General features: G+C 67.1%; 23 protein-coding genes. 19 read left to right on the top strand and 4 right to left on the bottom strand.

Annotated elements, in window-relative coordinates; genetic code table 11:
- Positions 1 to 38 precede the first annotated feature (38 nt).
- From V5F74_RS08615 to V5F74_RS08590, 6 genes are all read left to right on the top strand, one after another.
- Positions 39 to 1,382, top strand: a complete 1,344-nt coding sequence (locus tag V5F74_RS08615; protein WP_394007368.1) for an ABC transporter substrate-binding protein — start codon at positions 39 to 41, stop codon at positions 1,380 to 1,382.
- A 174-nt stretch (positions 1,383 to 1,556) separates the two neighbouring features.
- Positions 1,557 to 2,417 carry a carbohydrate ABC transporter permease gene (locus V5F74_RS08610; protein ID WP_029555665.1) on the top strand — a complete coding sequence of 287 codons (861 nt, stop codon included), beginning with the start codon at positions 1,557 to 1,559 and terminating at the stop codon, positions 2,415 to 2,417.
- Positions 2,418 to 2,424: 7 nt separating this feature from the next.
- Positions 2,425 to 3,264 (top strand): carbohydrate ABC transporter permease, encoded by an 840-nt coding sequence (locus V5F74_RS08605; RefSeq protein WP_029555664.1) that lies wholly within the window; start codon positions 2,425 to 2,427, stop codon positions 3,262 to 3,264.
- 12 nt (positions 3,265 to 3,276) lie between these two features.
- Positions 3,277 to 4,053 (top strand): SDR family NAD(P)-dependent oxidoreductase, encoded by a 777-nt coding sequence (locus tag V5F74_RS08600; RefSeq protein ID WP_029555663.1) that lies wholly within the window; start codon positions 3,277 to 3,279, stop codon positions 4,051 to 4,053.
- On the top strand, positions 4,050 to 5,132 hold the full coding sequence (locus V5F74_RS08595; protein ID WP_029555662.1) for a glycerol dehydrogenase: 1,083 nt from the start codon (positions 4,050 to 4,052) through the stop codon (positions 5,130 to 5,132). Before V5F74_RS08600 ends, V5F74_RS08595 begins: the two co-directional genes overlap by 4 nt.
- A 55-nt stretch (positions 5,133 to 5,187) precedes the next feature.
- The gene (locus V5F74_RS08590; protein ID WP_029555661.1) at positions 5,188 to 5,496 is read left to right on the top strand and encodes a GNAT family N-acetyltransferase; all 309 of its coding nucleotides are present in this window, start codon (positions 5,188 to 5,190) and stop codon (positions 5,494 to 5,496) included.
- Positions 5,497 to 5,560: 64 nt separating this feature from the next.
- Here V5F74_RS08590 and V5F74_RS08585 read toward each other — a convergent pair whose 3' ends face one another.
- The 3 genes from V5F74_RS08585 to V5F74_RS08575 form a co-directional block, all read right to left on the bottom strand.
- On the bottom strand, positions 5,561 to 6,532 hold the full coding sequence (locus V5F74_RS08585) for an acetamidase/formamidase family protein (protein ID WP_029555660.1): 972 nt from the start codon (positions 6,530 to 6,532) through the stop codon (positions 5,561 to 5,563).
- 185 nt (positions 6,533 to 6,717) lie between these two features.
- On the bottom strand, positions 6,718 to 7,365 hold the full coding sequence (locus V5F74_RS08580; protein WP_029555659.1) for an ANTAR domain-containing response regulator: 648 nt from the start codon (positions 7,363 to 7,365) through the stop codon (positions 6,718 to 6,720).
- A 14-nt stretch (positions 7,366 to 7,379) separates the two neighbouring features.
- Complete coding sequence (locus V5F74_RS08575) at positions 7,380 to 8,531, bottom strand: transporter substrate-binding domain-containing protein (protein ID WP_394007364.1); 1,152 nt, start codon at positions 8,529 to 8,531, stop codon at positions 7,380 to 7,382.
- A gap of 361 nt (positions 8,532 to 8,892) precedes the next feature.
- Here V5F74_RS08575 and V5F74_RS08570 point away from each other — a divergent pair, with 361 nt between their 5' ends.
- From V5F74_RS08570 to V5F74_RS08540, 7 genes are all read left to right on the top strand, one after another.
- Positions 8,893 to 9,171 (top strand): hypothetical protein, encoded by a 279-nt coding sequence (locus tag V5F74_RS08570; RefSeq protein ID WP_156026243.1) that lies wholly within the window; start codon positions 8,893 to 8,895, stop codon positions 9,169 to 9,171.
- Entirely contained in the window at positions 9,168 to 9,842 is a 675-nt protein-coding gene (gene nthB / locus V5F74_RS08565; RefSeq protein WP_029555657.1) for a nitrile hydratase subunit beta, read from the top strand. Before V5F74_RS08570 ends, nthB begins: the two co-directional genes overlap by 4 nt.
- Positions 9,843 to 9,897: 55 nt before the next feature.
- The gene (nthA, locus tag V5F74_RS08560; RefSeq protein WP_029555656.1) at positions 9,898 to 10,518 is read left to right on the top strand and encodes a nitrile hydratase subunit alpha; all 621 of its coding nucleotides are present in this window, start codon (positions 9,898 to 9,900) and stop codon (positions 10,516 to 10,518) included.
- Positions 10,519 to 10,531: 13 nt separating this feature from the next.
- Positions 10,532 to 10,870 carry a nitrile hydratase accessory protein gene (locus V5F74_RS08555; protein WP_051678805.1) on the top strand — a complete coding sequence of 113 codons (339 nt, stop codon included), beginning with the start codon at positions 10,532 to 10,534 and terminating at the stop codon, positions 10,868 to 10,870.
- Positions 10,871 to 11,011: 141 nt separating this feature from the next.
- Positions 11,012 to 11,533 (top strand): DUF1097 domain-containing protein, encoded by a 522-nt coding sequence (locus V5F74_RS08550; protein WP_051678804.1) that lies wholly within the window; start codon positions 11,012 to 11,014, stop codon positions 11,531 to 11,533.
- Between the two features lie 47 nt (positions 11,534 to 11,580).
- On the top strand, positions 11,581 to 12,204 hold the full coding sequence (locus V5F74_RS08545) for a HupE/UreJ family protein (protein WP_029555653.1): 624 nt from the start codon (positions 11,581 to 11,583) through the stop codon (positions 12,202 to 12,204).
- Between the two features lie 136 nt (positions 12,205 to 12,340).
- Positions 12,341 to 13,237 (top strand): helix-turn-helix transcriptional regulator, encoded by an 897-nt coding sequence (locus V5F74_RS08540; protein WP_394007362.1) that lies wholly within the window; start codon positions 12,341 to 12,343, stop codon positions 13,235 to 13,237.
- A gap of 189 nt (positions 13,238 to 13,426) precedes the next feature.
- On the opposite strand, the gene V5F74_RS08535 is transcribed toward V5F74_RS08540, so the two are convergent.
- Positions 13,427 to 13,789, bottom strand: a complete 363-nt coding sequence (locus V5F74_RS08535; RefSeq protein ID WP_051678803.1) for a winged helix-turn-helix transcriptional regulator — start codon at positions 13,787 to 13,789, stop codon at positions 13,427 to 13,429.
- A gap of 119 nt (positions 13,790 to 13,908) precedes the next feature.
- Between V5F74_RS08535 and V5F74_RS08530 the strand changes: the two genes are divergently transcribed.
- The 6 genes from V5F74_RS08530 (at position 13,909) to V5F74_RS08505 (ending at position 19,861) form a co-directional block, all read left to right on the top strand.
- The gene (locus V5F74_RS08530) at positions 13,909 to 14,532 is read left to right on the top strand and encodes a hydrolase (protein WP_394007494.1); all 624 of its coding nucleotides are present in this window, start codon (positions 13,909 to 13,911) and stop codon (positions 14,530 to 14,532) included.
- 196 nt (positions 14,533 to 14,728) lie between these two features.
- Complete coding sequence (locus tag V5F74_RS08525) at positions 14,729 to 15,559, top strand: alpha/beta fold hydrolase (protein ID WP_305852723.1); 831 nt, start codon at positions 14,729 to 14,731, stop codon at positions 15,557 to 15,559.
- 61 nt (positions 15,560 to 15,620) lie between these two features.
- On the top strand, positions 15,621 to 15,908 hold the full coding sequence (locus tag V5F74_RS08520; protein ID WP_374250109.1) for a XapX domain-containing protein: 288 nt from the start codon (positions 15,621 to 15,623) through the stop codon (positions 15,906 to 15,908).
- A 39-nt stretch (positions 15,909 to 15,947) separates the two neighbouring features.
- Positions 15,948 to 17,813, top strand: coding sequence for an amidohydrolase (locus V5F74_RS08515; RefSeq protein ID WP_394007359.1), 1,866 nt, complete (start codon positions 15,948 to 15,950; stop codon positions 17,811 to 17,813).
- 39 nt (positions 17,814 to 17,852) lie between these two features.
- On the top strand, positions 17,853 to 18,260 hold the full coding sequence (locus V5F74_RS08510) for a DoxX family protein (protein WP_156026242.1): 408 nt from the start codon (positions 17,853 to 17,855) through the stop codon (positions 18,258 to 18,260).
- Positions 18,257 to 19,861: an MFS transporter gene (locus tag V5F74_RS08505; protein ID WP_394007357.1), complete on the top strand. Its 1,605-nt coding sequence runs from the start codon at positions 18,257 to 18,259 to the stop codon at positions 19,859 to 19,861. Before V5F74_RS08510 ends, V5F74_RS08505 begins: the two co-directional genes overlap by 4 nt.
- The last annotated feature ends 3 nt before the right edge of the window (positions 19,862 to 19,864 follow it).

Here is a 19,864-nt window from a genome sequence, read left to right as displayed (position 1 = left end):
AAAACAAGAACGCAGAACAAGACGATCGGGAGAACGCCATGGACGAGATCAAGAAGGACGGGCTGTCGCGCCGGACCCTTTTGAAGGGTGCCGGAGCCTTGAGCGTTGGAGCCCTCGGTGCCGGCATCGCCGCGGGTGGGCTCGCGGCCCCCGCCGTGGTGCGCGCGCAGGGCACCAAGACCATCCGCTTCCTCAATGCCGAGACCTCCATCGACAGCATCCGCGCGCTGAAGGTGGCTGCGGCCGAATACGAGAAGCAGTTCGGCACCAAGGTGGTGGTGGATTCCGTGCCGCTGGACGGCATCTTCACCAAGGTGACCACATCGCTGCGCGGCGGCACGCCCTATGACATCGCCACCTTCGCCTTCGTCGGCCATGTGCTGATCCTCGCCTCCGAGGGGCAGCTGATGCCGCTCAACGAGCTGACGGACAAGTACAAGTGGGGGCCGAACATCCTGTTCCCGGTGGACGGGAAGGTCTACTGGTATCCCTACGACTACAACCTTGCCTGGATCTATTATCGCAAGGATCTCTACGAGAAGAACAAGCTCGACGTGCCGAAGACGTGGGACGGCTTCCTGAAAAACAGCCAGGCGCTCAACGGCGACGGCACATCCGGCTCCCTGTTCCCCATCGGCTCGAACGGCGCCACCAACTGGCTCTCCCCCGGCTTCATGTGGGCCGAGGGTGTCCAGCTGTTCGACGACAAGTGGAACATCATCTTCGACAATGCGGACATGGCGCCGCGCGCGAGCCGCTATCTCGATTTCTTCGGCGATCTCTACAAGACCATGCCGTCCGGCACCAGCCAGGCGAGCTTCGGCGAGGTCTTGTCGAACTTCACTTCGGGCAAGGTGGCGCACACCGCCTATGCGGGCCGCATCATCGAGGTGCTGGAGCGCAACAATCCCGCCCTCGCTGACAAGTACGGCATCATGCCCTACATGGATTCCGCCGGGAAGCACCAGGCGGTGAACCACGGCTATGACGGCTGGGTGGTGCTGAAGACGCCCCAGTCCGACGAGGCCATGAAGTTCATGAAGTGGTTCACGGAGAACCAGTACATCAACTTCCTGCACACCGCCCCGCTGCACTTCCAGCCGCCGCGCCTCGACGTCTATGACGATGCGCGCTGGCGGGCCCATCCGCTCATCGAGAAGCACAATGCGGCGGTGGAGATGATGAAGTCGTTCCTCACCGACAAGAACATGATCCTCACCTCCATCGACACGCAGGGCCCGTCGCCGAGCCTGAAGCCCGGCAAGATCTTCGAGGCCTTCGTGTTCCCGGAGATGCTCCAGAACAAGGTGCTGAAGGGCATGTCCTCCGCCGAGTGCGTGAAGACCGCGGCCGACCGCATGCGGCAGGTCATCGCTTCGTGAGCGGTCATCGCCACATGATTGCGTCCTGAGGGTTTCGTCCGAAGACGCAAGGCCGGCAGGCTCTGCCCTGATCGTGGCCTGCCGGCCATTCCTTCCACACCGTTCCGGCCCTCAGGCCGGGCGTTTCCGTGCTGGCCCTGACGGGTCACAAGCCGCTCCAGCGAGGCGCCGCAGGTGAGCTCCAAAGCGACGATTTATTCCTTCCTCATCCTGGGCCTCGCCGTGACCGCGCTGCTCATCGTGGCGCCGGTGGTCTATGCGGTGTCGCTGAGCTTCTACCAGATGGATTCCTTCGTCGGCGCGCCCAAATGGGCCGGGCTCGACAATTACACGCGCATGCTGTCGCAGTGGGTGTTCTGGCGCGCGCTCATCAACGGATTCATCTATTCGTTCGGCACCATCATCTTCCAGGTGGTGCTGGGCATCGGCTTCGCGCTGGTGCTCAACCAGGTCTTCCCCGGCCGCAATATCGTGCGCGGCCTCTCCATCCTGCCCTATCTGCTGCCGACCGTGGTGGTGGTGCTGACCTTCAAATGGATGGTGGACGGCTCCATCGGCGTCCTCACCACCATGATGTCCGCCGTCGGCCTGCCGCAGGTGCAGTGGTTCGAGAGCCCGGGCGCGGCCATGGCGTCGGTGATCCTGGTGAGCGTGTGGATGTGGACGCCCTTCGTCACCACCACCTTCCTTGCCGCGCTGCAGACGGTGCCGTCCTCGCTCTACGAGGCGGCGAAGGTGGACGGCACGAACGCCGTGCAGCGCTTCTTCCACATCACCCTGCCCATGCTGAAGCCGATCCTGACCGTGATCGTGCTGCTGCGCGCGGTGTGGATGTTCAACAAGTTCGACGTCATCTGGCTGCTCACACAGGGCGGCCCTGTGGGCGCTACGGAGCACCTCGCCATCCTCTCCTATCGCCAGGCCTTCGGGCAGTTCGACATCGGCGGCGGCGCGGCGGTGGCGACCATCTCCTTCGCCATCCTGTCGCTGGTGGTGTTCATCTATTTCCGCCTGTTCCCGCTCGACACGGAGTGATGCCGGAATGTCTCGCTCCTCCCCCCGCTCGCTCGCCGGCCGCGTGGCGCTCTATGTCGCCGCGACGCTCATCGCGGTCTATTCGGCCTTCCCCATCTACTGGATGGTGGTGTCCTCCACCCGCGCGCCGCAGGCGCTGATCAATTCCACGTCGCTGCTGCCGGGTCCGTTCACCTGGGAATACTATACCAACCTTCTGGAGCTGACGGATTATCCCACCCAGTTCCTGAACTCGCTGATCGTCGCGGCGGTGACGGTGGCGGTGACCATGGTGTTCTCGATCATGATCGCCTATGCGGTCACGCGTCACCGCATCCGCGGCAAGGGGCTCATCGTGGGGGCGATGCTCTACGCCTACATGTTCCCGCCGCTGCTCATCGCCATTCCCATGTTCTCCATCTTCGCCAAGCTGGGGTTGGGCGACACGCTGGCGAGCGTCATCGTCTCCCACCTCACCCTCACGCTGCCGCTCGGCGTGTGGTTCCTGTGGGGCTTCTTCAAGAGCATGCCGTTCGAGCTGGAGGAGGCCGCCATGGTGGATGGCTGCACGCGGCTCGGCGCCTTCCTGCGCGTGGTGCTGCCGCTGTCGCTGCCGGGGCTCATCACGGTGGCCATCTTCTCCTTCCTCCTGTCGTGGACGGACTACACCTATGCGCTGATCATGATCGGCTCCGATGCCAACAAGACCGTGCCGGTGGGGCTGGCCTCCATGGTCGGTTCGTTCGATCTGCGCTGGGGGGAGATCATGGCCGGCTCCACCCTCATCGCTTTGCCGCTGTTCGGCGCCTTCGCCTTGCTGAGCCAATACTTCATTCAGGGGCTCGGCGCGGGCGCGGTGAAGGGCTGATCGGAGACCAAGATGGATCTGGGATTGAAAGGGCGGGTCGCCCTTGTCACCGGCGCGGCGCGCGGCATCGGCCGGGCGGAGGCGTTGGGGCTCGCCGCCGAGGGCGCGCGCATCGTCATCAACGACATCGACGCGGAGGGCGCCGCCCACTGCGCCAAGGAGCTGCGGCAGGCTGGGTACGAGGCGGCGGCAGCGCCGGGCGACGTGGCCGACGAGGCGGGCGCGGCTGGCGTCGTGAGTGCTGCTGCGGACGCCTTCGGGCGCCTCGACATTCTCGTGAACAATGCCGGGGCGGGTGGGCGCCATCTCGGGCGGCGTGTGGCGGAGATGGAGATCGACGACTTCGACATCATCGTCTCCACCCACCTGCGCAGCACCTTCCTGTGCAGCAAGCACGCCATTCCACTGATGCGCGCAAATGGCTTCGGCCGCATCGTCAACACCTCGTCCATGAACGTCACCGGCGGCGGCCGGCCAGGCGTCGCGAATTATTCGGCGGCCAAGGCCGGCGTGCTCGGCTTCACCCGCACGGTGGCGAAGGAGGTGGGGGCGGACGGCATCACCGTGAACGCCATCGCGCCCGGCTATGTGGCCACCGATTTCATCGCCACCTTCTCGCCGGAGAAGCGGGCGGTGATCACCGGACAGAATCCCGTCGGCCGCTTCTGCCAGCCGGAGGAGGTGGGGGCGCTCGTCGCCTTCCTCTGCTCCACGCAGGCGGCTTTCATCAACGGCGCCTTGATCTGCATGGATGGCGGCAAGCGCGATTTCCACTGGGGTGACGCATGAGCGTGCGCGCGTTCGGGTCTCCGGCCCGCTACATCCAGGGCCCCGAGGCACTTGGTGAGCTGGGCGCGCTCGTGCGCCTGCACGGCCGCCGGCCCTTCGTGGTGGCCGACGCCATCGTGATGGATCTGCTCGGGGCGCGCCTGAAGGCTGAGCTGGCGGAGGCCGAGGCGGTCACCTTCGCCACCTTCGGCGGGGAATGCACGGCGGCGGAGATGGACAAGCTGGCCGCGGCGGCGCGGGCGGCGGGCGCTGACGTGGTGATCGGTGTCGGCGGCGGCAAGGCCATCGACACCGCCAAGGGCGTGCGCATCGCGCTGCGCACGCCGCTCGTGATCGTGCCGACCATCGCCTCCAACGACAGCCCCACCTCCCGCCTCGTGGTGGTCTACACCGCCGAGCACGTGCTGAGCGAAGTGCGGCTGATGGATGCCAACCCCGATGCGGTGCTGGTGGATACATCCGTCATCGTCCAGGCGCCGGCGCGCTTCTTCGTGGCGGGCATCGGCGATGCGCTGTCCAAGAAGTTTGAAGTAGAGCAGTGCGCCGCCGCCGGCGGGCTGAATTTCTTCAAGGGTCGCCCCACCACGCTCGCCGTCACTATCGCCGATGCCTGCTACCGTGCCATCCGCGCGGATGGCGAGGCGGCGGTGGCCGCCGTCGCCCGCAAGACGGCGGACGAGGCGGTGGAGCGCGTGGTGGAGGCGACCATCCTCCTCTCCGGCCTCGCCTTCGAAAGCGGGGGCCTGTCCATCGCCCATTCTCTCACGCGCGGCTTCTCCACGGTGCCGGAGGTGGCGCGGGCGCTGCATGGCGAACAGGTGGCCCTCGGGCTTCTGGTGCAATTGCTGGCGGAAGGCCGGGACGCCGATTTCATGGCGGACATGCTGGCCTTCTACGCCCGCCTCGGCCTGCCGCGCGCGCTGGAGGATTTCGGCGTCGAGACCGAGGCCGTGGTGGACGGCATCGTTTCCGTGTCCTGGGAGACAGCGCCCTATATTCGCAACTTCGTGCAGCCGCTGTCCAAGGAGGGGCTCGCAGATGCCTTCCGCACGCTCGCGGGCTTGAGGCGCGCGAAATGAACTGATGGGATAGCATCGCCGTTATGGTGGGGGCACCACCACCGACGGAGGCATGATGAACGACGCCAGCCAAGATGCTCGCCAAGAGATTCAGCGCGAGGAGGGGCCGGGCGGAGGCCGTTATGTCATTCGCCTCGGCGGGGGTGCGGAAGCGGAACTGAGCTACCAGCGCCGCGGCGACGGCCCGTTCGTCGTCACCCATACGGGCGTGCCGCCGGCCTTCGAAGGGCGCGGCATCGCTGCGCGTCTGGTGGATGCCCTCATCGCCGATGCCCGCGCGGAGGGCTTCAAGATCACCCCGCTGTGTTCATACGTTGCCACGCAGTTCCGCCGCCATCCCGAGTGGCAGGATCTGCGGGCGTAGGTGGCTCGACCGGAGGCTGCCGGCGATCGTGCGATCGCCGGAGCCATTGCCAGGCGTGCGTAGCTCAGGCCGCGCCGAGAAGCGTCTTGTCGACGGAGGCGCCGAGCGTGTACTTCGGGTCCACCATGTTGCCGACCCTGAGGTGCCCGGCCTGCGTCAGCAGCATGTAGGCTTCCAGCTCGTCATACCCGTAGTCGGCGGCCATCCAGCGCACCAGTTCTCGATAGGCGATGCGGGCGGCGTCCTCCATGGGGCGGCCGGAGCCGATGGTCATGATGCGGTCGTGGGTCTCCAGCCGCGGCCAGCGGAAGTTCCACCCCTTGATGAGGTCGATCTGCACCGTGGTCACGGTGGGATGCTCGATGGCGAATCCACACAGCTCCCCATCGCCCTGCGCGGCGTGGCAATCGCCGAGATAGAGCAGGGCGCCGGGCGCATGCACCGGCAGGTAGATGACGGCGCCGGGAGCCACGTCCGGCAGGTCCATGTTGCCGCCGTAATAGTCGGGGACGAGGGAGGAAATGGCCTCGATCTCCGGCGCGGTGCCGATGGTGCCGATGAAGGGCTGGTAGGGCAGGCTGATTCGCTCGTTCCAGCGCACGCCAGTCGCCGGATCCACGTGCAGCTTCTTCACGATCTCCGGCAAAGGCGCGTTGAGGATCGCGGTGTCGCCTGTGCCGACGAGGCCGCCGAACTCCGGCATGATGCAGGTGGTGCCGATGGGCTGCGGCCCGCGCGGCACGATGTCGTGGATATAGACGGCGAGGCAGTCGCCCTTCTCCGCGCCGTTGACGAAGATCGGCCCATTCTGCGGGTTGAGGAAGGGAAAGTTGAGGATTTCCGACGGCTTGTCGCTCTCGCTTTTGATCTGCCCTTCCATGGCGTCGTGGGTCTCGGCGCTCACCACCGCGCCCGGATCCACGCGCAGCACGGGCGTGGCATACGGGCCGTAGACGTAGTGATACTTGCCCTGGCTCGCCTCGGTGATCTCGTAGCGTTCGCCGGCGCGCCCTTTGGCTTCGCCGCGTGCGGCCATGATGGAGCCTTCGAGCCAGGCCGGATCGGGAGGGGAATAGGGGGGCGGCGTCAGGGGCCGTGATGCGTGCTGCCGGGACATGGGATGCCGGGACATGGGCCTTCTCCTTGCGGGCGGGCTGGCGTCGCTGGCAGCTGCCACGTGCGCGGAGCCGTGCGGCTCCGTCGTGATGTGGGTCTGTAAGGTCAGCGCCGGGCCGCGGTGCGCGGCTCGGCTTCGGGCGAGGACGCGGTCAGCTTCGACCGGCCGGAGATGTAGTCCTCGCAATAATCCTCAAGGCTCTGGCGCCGGCGCATGCTGTCGCGGCGGAGCATGACATAGGCCTCGTCGTCATCCACCTGGTGCTCTTCCATCAGCAGCAGGATGGTCTTGATGACCGCCTTGCGGCGGCGGCGGCGATCCTGCTGGGCGTTCAGCTCGCTCGCCATCTCCTTGCGCAGCAGATACTGATTCACGCCGAGGAACAGCGTGGTGTAGACGGCGCCGGCATAGACCGGCTTGCGCAGGAAGGCCGTGGCCCCCTGGTTCATCAACGCCTTCAGCCGGCCCGGCGCCTCGATGCCGACCAGCCCGATCACCGGCACCGGCGGGGTGCGGGCCGCGCCGAGGTCGCAGGGCAGCACGCTGTCGAGGTCGCCGTCGATGAAGAGCAGGTCCGCGCGCTCCTCCACCGAGGCGAGGTCGAGATGGCGGCCCGCCTCCGGCGCCTCCGAGCGGGCGACCAAGAGGCCGAGCTTGCCGAGCACGCTCTCCAGCGTGTCGATGCCGCCTTCGCCGGAGGCGATGATGAGCGCGCGGGCGCCGCGGAAGTTCTGGAGGAGGTTGCGGGACATGGCTCGCCCGCTCCTTACTTGGCGACCCGCAGCCGCGGCGCGGATGCGAACCAGCTGTCGGTGGGCGAGGACCGCACCAGATAGGGATCCGGCCGGATGGGCGCCGGTTCCTCGCGGATGATATCGAATTCCGTCCCGCGCGAGCGGCCGATGCGCGGCGTGAGATGGAGATGCATAGTCTCCGCATCCACCCACACATCGCCCTGGGGCGCGGCGAGACGCTGGCGCGCCACCGCCGCCTTCACCGCGAGGATTTCATCGGTGCCGGCTTCGGCCAGCGCGCCGGCCAGCAGCTTCACCGCGATGTAAGAAGCTTCCGCATCCGCCGAGGTCAAAGGCGCGGAGGGATAGGCTGCGGCGTGGCGGGAGACGAAGGCATCGTTCACCGGGTTGCGCAGGGCCGAGAAATAGACGCTGGAGGAGATGTGGCCGTCGCGGGCCTCCGGCTCCAGCTCGTCCAGATCGGGCTCGGACAGGTTGCAGCTCGCCACCGGCATCGTCCCCGGCTGGTCGATGCCGCGCGCAAGGCAGGCGTGGCGGAGCGCGCTGAGGAAGGCGAGGCCGCTGACCCCGATGAGCGACGAAAAGACGAAGCTGGGCCGCGCCTCGATCACCGCATCCACGAGCTTGCGCAGGTCCGTCTCGCCCACCGGGAGATAGCGCTCCGCCACCACCGTGCCGCCGCGCGCCGTCACCGTCTCGCGCAGGATGCGGCTGTTCTCCCACGCCCAGATATAGTTCGAGCCGACGCAGAAGGCGCGGTCGCCGAAGGTGGACATGAGGTAGTCGATCAGCGGCAGGATGTGCTGGTTCGGCGCCGCGCCGGTGTAGACGACATTGTCGGCGCTCTCGAAGCCCTCGTAGTGGGACGGATACCAGAGCATCCCGTCATGTTTTTCAAAGCAGGGGATAACCTCCTTGCGGCTCGACGAGGTGTAGCAGCCCACCACATGGCGCACCCCTTCGGCGAGAAGCTGGCCGCTCAGCGCCGTATAGCGCGCGAGGTCGCCGCCCGGATCGACGACGATGGGCACCAGCTCGACCGGTCCCGCCTCACCGATCTCCGACACGGCGAGCAGCGCGCCGTTGAGCATGGCGCTGGCAACCGTGCTGTAGGGCCCCGTGGTGGAGAACATCAGGCCGATCCGATAGCTGGGTCTCGCCATTTCCCTCACCGCAGGTGTCCGTTGCCGGTTGCCCCGGTCGATGCCCGCCCGCCGCAAGTGGCCTTGTTTGAACTGGCCTTGCCGCAAACAAAAACGCCCTCGGGCCGTTCGGCCTGAGGGCTGCATCGCCACGGGGTCTGTCCCGAATGTCTGTTCGCAAATGGCGACTTAATAGGCATCCTTGCCTATCGCCTACGAATTAGCCTGACTGTGCGCCGGCGATGTGTCAAGCGCAAATGTGGCTGGCCCGCATTCAAGCGGGGAATAAATGGCGGGAGCAGCGGGGCGCGGTGCGTCAGTGCCTGTATCTCCGATTGAAATCGTGGCTTCCGCGCTAAAGCCGGCACCTGAAAATTCGCGCTTGACAGTTCTTTTGTTGCGTCGCACTGTTTTCACGGTCGTCGAGCAAGGACGCTCATCAAGACGCCGCCAGCATGATTTATGGATCAGTGGCAAAGCCGCCCGCAGCGAGGTGCTGACGGGCTTTTTTGCGTTGGCGATCATCTTCGTCGGCCTTGAAAGCCTGGCTCCTCGTGTTCCGCCGCTCCGCGGGCCGCCCGTCGCGGCGGCAGGGGCGGATCAACCGAGGCTGGCGATCCGCCTGGGATCGCAGGCATGGCAAAGAGAGGCGTCGGCATGAAAGTTCAGCATTTCCTCGGGGGCATCGAGAATCTCGGCCCCGTGGCCGTCGAGAAGCGCGTGTTCGTGGAGCCGTGGGAGGCCCAGCTCTTCGCGGTCCACACCACCATGATGGGCACCGGCATCTGGGCCTGGCCGGATCTTCGGGTGCTCGCCGAAGGCATGAGCCCGCTCGATTACTTCAAGTATCGCTACTACATCAAATGGCTCGGCGGCATGTGCCATTTCCTTGTGGCGAAAAACTATATTTCCGAAAAAGAGCTTGAGGAACGCACCAAGCACTTTCTGGAACACCCCGACGCGCCGCTCCCCAATTCCGGGGACAATGCCGTCACCGAGCGGGTGATCGAGTATTTCTACACCGGTGCCAACCCCTATCGGGACGTGGCGGTCGATCCCTTGTTCAAGGTCGGCGACAAGGTGCGCGTGAAGGACATGCCGCCCGCGGTCCACACCCGGTTGCCTGGCTATCTGCGCAACAAGGTCGGCGTGATCGATACCGTCTACAAGGGCGCCTATCTCTACGCCGACAACGTGCCCACCGACGGCATCTCCACAACCCAGCCGGTCTATCTCGTCAAGTTCAAGACGCGGGACCTGTGGTCCGACATCCCGGACAAGGGCGACGTTCTCTACAACGACTGCTTCGAAGTCTATCTCGAAGCCGCCTGATCTCATTCTTCATCACAACAACCGGCCTCGCGCCCAATAGCCAGAGCGGAAAATCATGAGCGACGATCACGATCACGAACATCATCACCACCTGCGGGAGAGCGAGAGCTACTACGCCGCCCGCACCAAGGCCCTCGAATCCCTGTTCCGCGAGAAGGGCATGATCGGCATCGACACGGTCGATCGCGTCATCCGCTTCTTCGAGCACGAGATGGGGCCGTTCAACGGCGCCAAAGTGGTGGCCAAGGCCTGGACCGATCCGGCCTTCAAGGCGCGCCTGCTCGCCGACGCCAACAAGGCCATCGCCGAACTCGGCCTCAAGGACGGTATCGAGGGCGAGAACCTGCGCGTGGTGGAGAACACCTCGGCCGCGCACAACGTGGTCTGCTGCACCCTGTGCTCCTGCTGGCCCTGGCCGCTGCTCGGCCTGCCGCCCTACTGGTTCAAGGACCCGGTCTTCCGCGCCCGCATCGTGCGCGAGCCGCGCGGCGTGCTCGCCGATTTCGGCGTGAGCCTGCCCGAGGACAAAAGGATCGACATCTGGGATTCGAGCGCGCAGGTGCGCTACTTCGTGATCCCTGAGCGGCCCGCCGGCACCGAGGGCTGGCCCGAGGAAAAGCTCGCCGCCCTCGTTTCCACCGAGGCCATGCAGGGCCTCGGCCTCGTCTCCGCCTGAAGGGATCGCCGCCATGGACATCTATGTGGAATCGCTCGACGGGCGCGGCGCCATCCCGCGCAATTGCGAGAGCCTCCAGTTCGAGGAGCCCTGGCAGGGCCGCGCGTTCGGCATGGCCCTCGCCCTCGCCGAGGCCAAGGCCTACCAGTGGGAGGATTTCCGCCAGAGCCTGATCGGCACCATCGGCACCTGGGACAAGTCCCACGCCCCCGATGACGAGACCTGGAACTACTACCAGCAGTGGCTGGCGGCGTTCGAGAAGCTCGCTCTGGAGCGCGGCCTCGTCAGCGCTGAGGAGCTGGATCGCAGGACGGAGGAATTCCTCCACCGGACCCGCGAAGAGGTGATCTGAGCCGGGCGGCGGGCCGCATCGGGTCCGCCGCCACGCCAGCCATCAATCGCCGTCAACCTACCGTCGTCTCTTGCCCCCGGCGCGCCACCCGCGCGCCGGAACGGGAGAGGCTTGTCTCACCGCCTCAGCGGAGGCTTCGACATGATCATTTCCCTGGCCCTGAGCGTCGGCGTGCTGGGAGGCCTGTGCACCTGGCTGTTCCTGACCACGCAGGCGTTCCTCATCTGGGCGGCGTTCATCGCCTGGGCGTGCTTCTTCCACTCGGGCGGCGACGCCGCGGCGTTCCGGACCACCATCGTCTCGAACGTGTTCGGCGTCGTGGTGGCGTGGGCGACGGGGCTCGTCCTCGCCACCCTCGTGCCTGGGCCGACGGTGGGCGCCGTCATCGTCGGGCTGTCCATCGCCCTCTACATCCTCGCCGCCTACATCCCGGCCTTCTCCTCTATCCCGGCCGTGACCTACGGCTACGCAGCGACCTTCGCGTTCCTCACCCAGAACGCGGATGCCTTCACGCCGGTCGCGATGCTGTCCCTCACGGGCCGCAACGCGCTCCTGCTGGTGCCTTTCTCCATGATCCTCGGCGCCTGCTTCGCCTACGCCTCCGCCTTGTGCGCGGCGCGCATCCGGCAGGCGCTGCTCCAGCCGGAGCGCAGCCCCGTCTGAGACCCGTATCCCCCGTTTTCAACCCATCCAGAGCAAGGAAGAACATCATGTCCCGTCTCGTCAGCAGGATCGCGCTCCTGTCCCTCGTCCCCCTCCTCGCAGCCACCAATGCGGAAGCGCACCACGCCATGGGCGGGCGGCTGCCCGCGACCTTCGGCGAAGGCTTCATCTCCGGCCTTGCCCATCCGGTGATCGGGCTCGACCATCTGGGCTTCATCGTCGCCGCCGGCCTGATCGCCGGAGTGATGGGGCTCGGCGCCTTCGTGCCGGTGGCCTTCGTGGTGGCCTCCATTGCCGGCGTCATGCTGCATGTGCAGCTCGTGAACCTGCCGTTCGCCGAGACGGTGATCGCGCTGAGCGTGGTGGCCATCGGCGGCCTGCTCGCCGCCGGCCGGGAAAAGCCTGCGCGCGGGGTTTGGATCGGCCTGTTCACCATCGCCGGCCTGTTCCATGGCTACGCCTATGGCGAGTCCATCGTCGGTGCCGAGCCCACCCAGCTCGTCGCCTATCTCGCCGGCCTCGCGGTGGTGCAGTCGGTGATCGGCGCGGGTGTCGCCCTCGTCGCGTCGGGCCGCGCCTGGACCCCCACGTCTCTGGCCCCGCGGCTCGCCGGCGCCGCCGCCTTCGGCATCGGCCTGTCGGCGGTGGTGACCCAGCTGATCCCGGGCTGAACGGTCGGAAGCCGGCGCCCGCCTACGGGCGCCGGCTTTAAACCTTTGTCTATAGCCTAAGTCAGCGCCGCTTCATTTTACCCGTCCCGCTTCTGGTGTAGGTTCGCGCACCAGCAAGCCAGCCCCGAGGCTTCAGATGGCCCGTTTAGACACGGCGGCACCCGGCGGAATCACGCGACGCGACAGTCTCGGCTGTTCCGTCGCCGCGCTGGAGGACGAGAGGGAGCTGGTCGGCACCGGCTTCGTCGTCTACCGCAAGCAGCATGATGGCGCGGTCACCAGCCGCGTCGAGACCCCGCCGAGCGGCCGTGGCCTGCTGATGGGTGTTGCCCTCTCCGGCGGGCACCGCCGCCGCATCTTCGGCGACGGCGCGGCGACCGCCTACGATTTCGAGCCGGACAGCTGCTATGTCCGCTCCTTCTCCGACACCTATCGCGCCGACATCGAGACGGGGTTCGACTTCTTCCTGCTGGAGATCTCCCACGCGGCGCTGCACCAGACCTTCAGCGAGATGGGGCTGCCGCTGGCGGAGTGCGTCTCCTGCACGCCCGGCACGCAAGACCCTGTGCTGGCGCACCTCTCGCGGGCGCTTCTGCCCATGCTCGACGCGCCGGAGCGGCAGGTGCCTCTGTTCCTGGATCAGGTGGTCTCGGCCATCCAGACCCATCTCGCCACGCGCTATCACGGCGCTGCGGTGCGCATTCCCGGCGGTCTCTCGCCACGCCAGTTCGCCATCGCCAAGGAGCGGCTCGCCGCGGGGCTCGACGGCAACGTGCTGATCTCCGACATCGCTGCCGCCTGCGGCGTCTCGCGCGGCCATTTCATCAAGTGCTTCAGGGATGAAACGGGGCTCACGCCCTACCAGTGGATGCTTCACCTGCGGGTGGAGCGGGCGCGGGACCTCATCGTCGGCTCCCGGTTGCCGCTGGCGGATATCGCCATCATCTGCGGATTTTCTGACCAGAGCCACATGACGCGCACCTTCACGCGCCTCACCGGATCAGCGCCGGGGTTGTGGCGGCGCGGCCATTGAGCGAGCGGGGGCGCCTTCGGGAAATCCCATCGTTCAAGGATGCGGGCTTTTCGGCAAGACGGGCTCCAGCTGCAACGCCATAGTCCGCCCCATCAGCCCCGCTTCGGGCCTTCCGGCAAGGGATCGAACCGATGAGCACTGCCTCGCTCAAGTTCTCCACATGCTGCGATCCACCAAAGGTGGGTGCGGTCAGCGCTCGTTAGTGAGCGCGCCCACCGTGCCTTCCAGGTACAGCGCAGATTCCGCCTGCACCAGAAGAAGGTCGATGGCGCGCCCCGAGTCCGTCAGCCTGTATTCCACCTGACGGACCCGCCCCTCGATCTCCCGCCGCGTCACATATCCCCCGGCCTCAAGTGCCTTGAGCCGGGCAGAGAGAACACGCGCCGAAATCGGCCCCGGCAAGCTTCTCCGGAGCTGTCCGAACCGCAACGTGCCGTGGCGCGACAGTGCCGCGACCACATGAGCCATCCACTCCTGAGCGAAGAACTTCAGGAGGGGCTCGGCCATGCACGCCTTGTCTGCCTGAGGATCGATCTTGTCTTGGAAATTCATGGATGTGCCCGGTATCCCGCCAGTAACTAATGGTCTCAGCCCGTAACGGGCGCTAGCTTCGCCCCGGCTTTCACACAGGAGATGCAACCGTGCCCCACGCTGTCGCCGCCCCCGGCAGTATGCTTCTTTCGCCGAAGGATCATACGCTCATCATGATCGACTTTCAGTCGCAAATGTCCTTCGCGACCAAGTCCATCGACGCCGTGAATCTGCGCAACAACGCGGCTCTGGTCGCCCGCGCCGCCGCCGGCTTCGGGGTGTCCACCATCCTGACCACGGTGGCCGAGAAGAGCTTCTCCGGCCCCATGTTCTCCGAGATCACCGAGGCGTTTCCGGGCGAGAAGCTGCTCGACCGCACCTCCATGAACACCTGGGAGGATGAAGCCGTCATCGCCCGTGTCAACGAGATCGGCAAGGGCCGCATCGTGCTATCCGGCCTGTGGACCGGCGTGTGCATCGTCGGCCCCGCTTTGTCGGCGCTCGATCAGGGCTTTGAAGTTTACGTGATCGCCGATGCCTGCGGCGACGTCTCCGACGAGGCGCACGAGCGCGCCATGCAGCGGATGATCCAGGCCGGCGCGCGTCCCATGACCTCGCTGCAATATCTGCTGGAGCTCCAGCGCGACTGGGCCCGCACCGCCACCTACGACATGACCACCGGCATCGCCAAGACCTACGGCGGCGCCTACGGCCTCGGAATCATCTACGCCAAGACCATGTTCGGCGCCTCCGAAGGGCACTGAAGGACCAAACCCCATGACTGACAATGACGCACCGGGCGGCGAGCGCCTCCCGGAACAGTTCCCCCTTGTCTCGCGCCGGACCGTGCTTGGTGCCGGCGCCACCGCGGCACTCGCCGCCGCATTCGGCCTCGACATTCCCGCCGCGGCCTTCGCAGCCTCCCACCCCGCAGCCTCCCACCCCCACGGAGTTCAACCCATGCCCAGCGTGACCACCAAGGACGGCGTCGAGATCTTCTACAAGGACTGGGGTCCGAAGACCGCCCAGCCCATCGTGTTCCACCATGGCTGGCCCCTGTCCTCGGACGACTGGGACGCGCAGCTCCTGTTCTTCGTGAACAACGGCTATCGCGTGGTCGCCCACGACCGCCGCGGCCACGGCCGCTCCACCCAGGTGAGCGACGGTCACGACATGGACCATTACGCCGCCGACGCCGCGGCCGTGATGGACCATCTCGACCTCAAGAACGCCGTGCACATCGGCCATTCCACCGGCGGCGGCGAGGCGCTGCACTACACCGTGAAGCACGGCAAGGCGCGCGTCGCGAAGCTGGTGCTGATCGGCGCCGTGCCGCCCATCATGCTGAAGACCGAGTCCAACCCGGGCGGCCTGCCCATGGAGGTCTTCGACGGCTTCCGCAAGGCGCTCGCCGCCAACCGCGCCCAGTTCTTCCTCGATGTGCCCACCGGCCCGTTCTACGGCTTCAACCGTCCCGGCGCGCAGGTCTCCCAGGGCGCCATCTGGAACTGGTGGCGGCAGGGCATGACCGGCGGCGCCAAGGCCCATTACGACGGCATCAAGGCCTTCTCCGAGACCGACTTCACCGCCGACCTGAAGGCGTGCGAGGTGCCCACCCTCGTGATGCACGGCGATGACGACCAGATCGTCCCCATCGCCGACAGCGCGCTGCTCTCCGCCAAGCTGCTGAAGCACGGCACGCTGAAGGTCTATCCCGGCTATCCCCACGGCATGTGCACCACCCATGCGGACGTGATCAACGCCGACCTCCTCGCCTTCATCAAGGCGTGATCTCCTTCCGGCGCCGGCCTCCCCCCGGCCGGCGCCGGATGTTCGAACCTCCGGAGGGCCGATGAAGCTCTATCTCGCCTCGCTGGGCGCCGGCCTGCTGGTCGGTGTCGTCTACAGCCTGATCAACGTGCGCTCCCCGGCCCCGCCGGTGGTGGCGCTGCTGGGGCTGCTCGGCATTCTGGTCGGCGAGCAGATCCTGCCCGTCGCGCGTCATCTGATGAACGGCGACGGCCTCGCCCGCGCCATCGGCCTTGCCGATTGCAAGGACCATGTGCTGGGCCAGCTTCCGGGCCGGCGCGATGCGGCGGATGCGCCGGCCTCTGGCGACACGACCCCTCCCAAATCCTGAGCTTTCATTCTCGTCGCCCCCCAGCAGAAGGCGCGCACCATGAGCGAGATCGCCGACCTCATCCTGTTCAACGGCAAGATGACCACCCTCGACCGCACCAATCCCACGGCGGAGGCGGTGGCGGTGCGCGACGGCGTGATCGTGTTCGTCGGCCCAACCAATGATGCCATGCGCCTCGCCGGCACGACGACGAAGATCATCGACGTGGGCGGCCGGCGGGTCATCCCCGGCCTCATCGACAGCCACATGCACATCATCCGGGGCGGGCTGAACTACAATATGGAGCTGCGCTGGGACGGCGTGCGCTCGCTTAGCCAGGCCATGGACATGCTGAAGCGGCAGGTGGCCGTGACGCCCGCCCCGCAATGGGTGCGCGTGGTGGGCGGCTTCACCGAGCACCAGTTCGCCGAGAAGCGCCTGCCGACGCTGGAGGAGATCAATGCGGTTTCCCCGGACACGCCGGTCTTCATCTTGCACCTCTACGACCGCGCCTTGCTCAATGCCGCCGCCTTGCGCGTGGTGGGCTACACCAAGGACACGCCCGATCCGCCCGCCGGTGAGATCATCCGCGACGCCAACGGCAATCCCACAGGCCTGCTGGTGGCCAAACCCAATGCCACCATTCTCTATGCGACGCTGGCCAAGGGGCCGAAGCTGCCGCCAGAATACCAGAAAAACTCCACCCGCCACTTCATGCGCGAGGTGAACCGCCTTGGCGTCACCTCGGTGATCGACGCGGGTGGTGGCTTCCAGAACTATCCGGAAGACTATTCCGTCATCGAGGATCTGCACCGGGAGGGAAACCTCACCGTGCGCATCGCCTACAACCTCTTCACCCAGAAGCCGAAGGCGGAGCTGGCTGATTTCGCCGGCTGGTCCAAGTCCGTCACGCCGGGGCAGGGCGACGACCTCTATCGCCACAACGGCGCCGGCGAGATGCTGGTCTATTCCGCGGCCGACTTCGAGGACTTCCAGGTGGCGCGGCCGGACCTTCCCGGCGCCATGGAAGGCGACCTCGAGCCGGTGGTGCGGCTGCTGGCCGAAAACCGCTGGCCGTTCCGCCTGCACGCCACCTATGACGAGACCATTTCGCGCGCCCTCGACGTGTTCGAGAAGGTCGATTCCGATGTGCCGCTCAGGGGCCTCAACTGGTTCTTCGACCATGCGGAGACCATCACCGACCGCAACATCGACCGCATCGCGGCGCTGGGCGGCGGCATCGCCGTGCAGCACCGCATGGCCTATCAGGGTGAATATTTCGTCGATCGCTACGGCGCCAAGGCGGCCGAGCGCACCCCGCCCATCCGCCGCATGCTGGAGGCCGGCATCCCGGTGGGCGCGGGGACGGATGCCACCCGCGTCGCCTCCTACAATCCGTGGGTCTCGCTGTCCTGGCTGGTGACGGGCCGCACGCTCGGCGGGCTCTCCCTCTATCCGCCGGCGAACCGGCTGGACCGGGAAGATGCGCTGAGATTGTGGACTGAGGCCAACACCTGGTTCTCCAGCGAGCCGGGCAAGAAGGGGCAGATCAAGGACGGCCAGCTCGCCGATCTGGTGGTGCTTTCGGATGATTATTTCTCGGTGTCCGAGGACAGCATCCAGGACATCACCTCCGTCCTCACCTTGCTCGGCGGCACGCCGGTGCATGGGGATGGCGCGTTCCGCGATCTCGCGCCGCCGCTGCCACCGGCCATGCCGGACTGGTCGCCGGTGCGCACCTTCGGCGGCTACCAGCCCCGCAAGGCGGACAGTACGCAGAAATACGCCTTCGCCGCCGCCTGCGGCTGCGCCAAGGCCTGCGGCGTCCACGGTCATGCCCATGCCGGGGCGTGGGGCGCGAGCGTGCCTGTGGGAGACCAGCAGGGCTTCTTCGGCGCGCTGGGTTGCGCCTGCTGGGGCTTCTGAGGGATGGGACCGGACCTTCCCGACCGCCTCGCAGCGTCCATGAGGCCGTTTCTATCGCCGCGCCCGGTGCGGGCGTTCGCGCTGCTCGCGCTCACCTCTGCCTATCTGCAGGGCGGCCTCACGAAGGTGCTGGATTTTCCGAGCGCCGTCGCTGAGATGACCCATTTCGGCCTCGCCCCGGCGGCCCCGCTCGCCGCCGCCGTCATCGCGCTGGAGATCATCGCGCCGGTCATGGTGCTCTCCGGCCTGCTGCGCTGGGCCGGGGCGATGGCGCTCGCCGCATTCACGGTCGCGGCGAGCCTGCTCGCCAACCGTTTCTGGGGCATGGCGGGAGCCGAACGCTTCGCCGCCGCCAACGCCTTCTTCGAGCATCTCGGCCTCGCCGGGGCCTTCGTGCTGGTGGCGTGGTACGATCTTGCGGGCAAAACGGAGGGACAGCGAGCATGAGCGAAAATCCCCCATCCCCGCCGTCCACCCCCGGTGCCTTCGCGCCCCTGAAGCGGCCGGTCTTCGCCGTGCTGTGGGTGGCGACCGTGCTCGGCAACACGGGCAGCTTCATGCGCGACGTGGCGAGCGCGTGGATCGTCACGGACCTGTCCGCCTCGCCCGCCGCCGTGGCGACCATCCAGGCGGCGGCCATGCTGCCCGTGTTCCTCCTCGCCATGCCGGCGGGGGTGCTCTCCGACATCCTCGACCGGCGACGCTTCCTCATCGCCATCCAGATCGGGCTGGCGTGCGTCAGCGGCGCCCTGATGCTGCTGTCGCTGACCGGGCTGATGACGGTCTCCTCGCTGATCGCGCTCACCTTCCTCGGCGGCATCGGCGCGGCGCTGATGGCACCCACCTGGCAGTCCATCGTGCCGGAGCTGGTGCCGCGTTCGGACCTGAAAAGCGCGGTGGCGCTCAACTCGCTCGGCATCAACATCTCCCGCTCCATCGGGCCGGCGCTGGGCGGCGTGCTGCTCGCCGCCTTCGGCGCCGCGGTGACTTACGGGGCGGACGTGGCGAGCTACGTTTTCGTCATCGCCGCCCTCGTCTGGTGGCGTCGGCCCGCCACCCCGCAGGACGAACTGGGCGAGCGCTTCCCCGGCGCCTTCCGTGCCGGGCTGCGCTATGCGCGGTCGAGCAAAGAGATGCATGTCGTCCTCCTGCGCTCGGCCTTCTTTTTCGCCTTCGCCAGTGCGGTCTGGGCGCTGTTGCCGCTGGTCGCGCGCGGGCTGCTCAAGGGGGATGCGGCTTATTACGGCCTGCTGCTCGGGTCGGTGGGCGTCGGCGCCATCGGTGGGGCGCTGCTGATGCCGCGTCTGCGCGGCCGTCTCTCGGCGGACGGGCTCATCCTCGCCGCCTCGCTCGTCACCGCCGTGGCGACGGTGGCCCTCGCGCTGGCCCCGCCGCGCTGGCTGGCGGTGCCGATCCTGCTCGCCATGGGCGCGGCGTGGATCACTGCGCTGACGACGCTGAACGCAACGGCGCAGTCCATCCTGCCCAACTGGGTGCGGGGGCGGGCGCTCGCGGTCTACCTCACGGTCTTCAATGGCGCGATGGCGGGCGGCAGCATCGCCTGGGGTCTTGTGGCGCAGGCGGTGGGGCTGCAGGCGGCGCTGGTGATCGCGGCGGGCGGTCTCGCGGTGGTGGGCCTCATCATGCACCGGGTGCCGCTGCCCGCAGGCGAGGCTGATCTGACGCCCTCCATGCACTGGCCCGAGCCGGCGATGGCCGAGCCCATCCCCAATGACCGGGGGCCGGTGCTGATCCTGATCGAGTACCGGGTGGCGCGGGCGGACCGGGATGCGTTCCTGAAGGCGCTGGAGCGCCTTTCGGCCGCCCGGCGTCGCGACGGGGCCTACGCCTGGGGCGTCAGCGAAGATTCCGCCGATCCCGAGCAAATGCTGGAGTGGTTCATGGTGGAATCCTGGGCTGAGCATCGACGCCAGCACCGCCGGGTCTCCCGTGCCGATGCGGACGTGCAGGCGGAGGTGCTCTCGTTCCACCAGGGCGATGCGCCGCCGGTGGTGCGCCACTGGATCGGGGTCGATCCGCCGCGATAGCGC

The organism is Xanthobacter aminoxidans (genome assembly GCF_043193615.1).
Classification (GTDB): domain Bacteria; phylum Pseudomonadota; class Alphaproteobacteria; order Rhizobiales; family Xanthobacteraceae; genus Xanthobacter; species Xanthobacter aminoxidans.
The sequence above is the reverse complement of the archived record's forward strand: the minus strand, read 5'-3'. Positions and strand labels throughout refer to the sequence as shown.

What these genes read in the sequence shown, in the direction of transcription:
- V5F74_RS08615 (WP_394007368.1), top strand. Translation starts at nt 39, where the DNA reads ATGGACGAGATCAAGAAGGACGGGCTGTCGCGCCGGACCCTTTTGAAG.
- V5F74_RS08605 (WP_029555664.1), top strand. Translation starts at nt 2,425, where the DNA reads ATGTCTCGCTCCTCCCCCCGCTCGCTCGCCGGCCGCGTGGCGCTCTAT.
- V5F74_RS08600 (WP_029555663.1), top strand. Translation starts at nt 3,277, where the DNA reads ATGGATCTGGGATTGAAAGGGCGGGTCGCCCTTGTCACCGGCGCGGCG.
- V5F74_RS08595 (WP_029555662.1), top strand. Translation starts at nt 4,050, where the DNA reads ATGAGCGTGCGCGCGTTCGGGTCTCCGGCCCGCTACATCCAGGGCCCC.
- V5F74_RS08590 (WP_029555661.1), top strand. Translation starts at nt 5,188, where the DNA reads ATGAACGACGCCAGCCAAGATGCTCGCCAAGAGATTCAGCGCGAGGAG.
- V5F74_RS08585 (WP_029555660.1), bottom strand. Translation starts at nt 6,532, where the DNA reads ATGGCCGCACGCGGCGAAGCCAAAGGGCGCGCCGGCGAACGCTACGAG.
- V5F74_RS08580 (WP_029555659.1), bottom strand. Translation starts at nt 7,365, where the DNA reads ATGTCCCGCAACCTCCTCCAGAACTTCCGCGGCGCCCGCGCGCTCATC.
- V5F74_RS08575 (WP_394007364.1), bottom strand. Translation starts at nt 8,531, where the DNA reads ATGGCGAGACCCAGCTATCGGATCGGCCTGATGTTCTCCACCACGGGG.
- nthB (WP_029555657.1), top strand. Translation starts at nt 9,168, where the DNA reads ATGAAAGTTCAGCATTTCCTCGGGGGCATCGAGAATCTCGGCCCCGTG.
- nthA (WP_029555656.1), top strand. Translation starts at nt 9,898, where the DNA reads ATGAGCGACGATCACGATCACGAACATCATCACCACCTGCGGGAGAGC.
- V5F74_RS08555 (WP_051678805.1), top strand. Translation starts at nt 10,532, where the DNA reads ATGGACATCTATGTGGAATCGCTCGACGGGCGCGGCGCCATCCCGCGC.
- V5F74_RS08550 (WP_051678804.1), top strand. Translation starts at nt 11,012, where the DNA reads ATGATCATTTCCCTGGCCCTGAGCGTCGGCGTGCTGGGAGGCCTGTGC.
- V5F74_RS08545 (WP_029555653.1), top strand. Translation starts at nt 11,581, where the DNA reads ATGTCCCGTCTCGTCAGCAGGATCGCGCTCCTGTCCCTCGTCCCCCTC.
- V5F74_RS08540 (WP_394007362.1), top strand. Translation starts at nt 12,341, where the DNA reads ATGGCCCGTTTAGACACGGCGGCACCCGGCGGAATCACGCGACGCGAC.
- V5F74_RS08535 (WP_051678803.1), bottom strand. Translation starts at nt 13,789, where the DNA reads ATGAATTTCCAAGACAAGATCGATCCTCAGGCAGACAAGGCGTGCATG.
- V5F74_RS08530 (WP_394007494.1), top strand. Translation starts at nt 13,909, where the DNA reads ATGCTTCTTTCGCCGAAGGATCATACGCTCATCATGATCGACTTTCAG.
- V5F74_RS08525 (WP_305852723.1), top strand. Translation starts at nt 14,729, where the DNA reads ATGCCCAGCGTGACCACCAAGGACGGCGTCGAGATCTTCTACAAGGAC.
- V5F74_RS08520 (WP_374250109.1), top strand. Translation starts at nt 15,621, where the DNA reads ATGAAGCTCTATCTCGCCTCGCTGGGCGCCGGCCTGCTGGTCGGTGTC.
- V5F74_RS08515 (WP_394007359.1), top strand. Translation starts at nt 15,948, where the DNA reads ATGAGCGAGATCGCCGACCTCATCCTGTTCAACGGCAAGATGACCACC.
- V5F74_RS08510 (WP_156026242.1), top strand. Translation starts at nt 17,853, where the DNA reads ATGAGGCCGTTTCTATCGCCGCGCCCGGTGCGGGCGTTCGCGCTGCTC.
- V5F74_RS08505 (WP_394007357.1), top strand. Translation starts at nt 18,257, where the DNA reads ATGAGCGAAAATCCCCCATCCCCGCCGTCCACCCCCGGTGCCTTCGCG.